This is a genomic window from Corallococcus sp. AB018, assembly GCF_003986945.1.
Classification (GTDB): Bacteria; Myxococcota; Myxococcia; order Myxococcales; family Myxococcaceae; genus Corallococcus; species Corallococcus exiguus.
This window is the reverse complement of record NZ_RAWR01000428.1, coordinates 1-1,560: the sequence shown is the minus strand read 5'-3', so window position 1 is coordinate 1,560 and position 1,560 is coordinate 1. Positions and strand designations below refer to the sequence as shown.

Annotated in this window: 2 protein-coding genes; one reads left to right on the top strand and one right to left on the bottom strand. The window is 74.4% G+C overall.

Features of this window, described 5'->3' with window-relative positions; all coding sequences use genetic code 11:
* The coding region (locus tag D7Y11_RS42490) for a tetratricopeptide repeat protein (protein WP_368773806.1) at positions 1 to 557 on the top strand (557 nt) is incomplete at its 5' end.
* Positions 558 to 566: 9 nt separating this feature from the next.
* Here D7Y11_RS42490 and D7Y11_RS42485 read toward each other — a convergent pair.
* Positions 567 to 1,424 (bottom strand): hypothetical protein, encoded by an 858-nt coding sequence (locus tag D7Y11_RS42485; protein WP_126936508.1) that lies wholly within the window; start codon positions 1,422 to 1,424, stop codon positions 567 to 569.
* Positions 1,425 to 1,560 lie beyond the last annotated feature (136 nt).

Here is a 1,560-nt window from a genome sequence, read left to right as displayed (position 1 = left end):
ACCTGGTGGCGTGGTTCGTGCCCCGCGGAGAGTGGGTGTACCGGCTCGTCTTCACCTGGCCACAGGCCTATCCCGCATACGCGCGGGTGGCGGAGCGGATGACGGCGGACGTGCGCTTCGAGGAACCCGCGAGCCTGCGGGTCGCCCGGGCCCGGGCGTTGCTGGTGCCGGGCGTGGCGGGGCCGCTGCGGGAGCTGGGGCATGCGCTGCGGCGGTGGGGGCTGCCGGCGGATGCGGTGGAGCCCCTGGCGTCGGCGGTACGGCTGGCGCCGACCCAGGTGGACACGCGCGTGGAGTTGGCCCGCGCGTACTTCGAATCCGGGCAGGTGGAGGCGGGCTGTTACTCGGCGGCGGAGGCCCGGGTGTACGGCCCTTCCGACACGGGCGCGCTGGAGGCAGGCGTGCGCTGTGCCCTGGCGCAGGGGGATACGGCAGAGGCCCTGCTGCGCCTGGAAGAAGCCCGCCGCGTGGACCCTCGGGATGCACGCCTGCGCGCGGCCGAGGGTGCCTTGAAGGCGGCGGTCGAGGCGCCGGGGCCGGCTCCCCAGAGGCGGTGATGCGGAAGTTCAGCGCTCGCCGAACGGGCGCACCGCGAGCCCCGCGCCCAGCATCCCCTCGTCGCGCCGGTAGAGGCCCGCGTCGTTCCGCACGCCCGTGGCCGTGAGCCGCGCGAACACCGGCGCGTCGTTGACCGCGAGGAGCACGTGCTCCAGCGCGACCTCGCCCCGCGCCCGGAAGTGGGAGCCGCCGTCGAAGTCGAAGCTCCAGCCGGCGAGCCCCGTCGCGCGCAGGGCCCACCTGCCATCCCGCGTCTCCCAGCCCGCGTCGAGCAGCAGGGACGTGAAGGGGGACACTTCGTTGCGCGTGCCCTCCGGTGAATGTCGCAGCGCATGGCTCGCGGCGGGGCCCACGGCCAGCCAGCCCCACTCCGTGTTCGTGCGGAGTGGATCCAGCAGCAGTCCCACGCGGCCTGTCTCCAGCGTCCAGCCCGGACCCTCCCAGACGCGCCGCTCCAGGTGCGCCGCGCGCAGGGCGAGGGCCACGTCGAACGGGAAGGGGATGTGCCGGGGCCGGCCGATGGTGACGAGCAGGGAGCCTTCCTCCACGTGCCTGCGCAGCAGGCCGTCGTACGCGGTGAAGGTCAGCCCCTTCTGCTCGCCGTTCCACGCCTCCGTCATGAGCAGCCGGTGCGAGTCGATCCACAGCGAGTCCGCCTTGCTGTCGCTCGAGCGCACCGTGCGGACAAGCAACCCCGTGCGCACGGCGAGGGCCTCCGCGTCGTCCTGCACGCGCAGCGCGGTGCCCAGCACCCAACCGGTGCCGGGGTCGAAGCAGGTGGGGAACGTCTTCCCGGCCGCCGTCTGCCCCTGGCAGGACAGGCCGGGCGCGGTGCCCAGGAGCAATGCCAGCGCGAGCGCCACCATCCCGGACCTAGCCCTTCCCGGGAGAGGACGTCGGCGCGGACCTTCTGGCCGGGGCCCACAGGGAGAAGCGCAGGCCCGCTTGCGCGGACCACTCCCAGCCGGCGGGCGCGTTCGCCACGTCATCGCGCCACGTCCC

Excerpts from the sequence above, each read along its gene's own strand:
- D7Y11_RS42485 (WP_126936508.1), bottom strand. The coding sequence starts at position 1,424 with ATGGTGGCGCTCGCGCTGGCATTGCTCCTGGGCACCGCGCCCGGCCTG.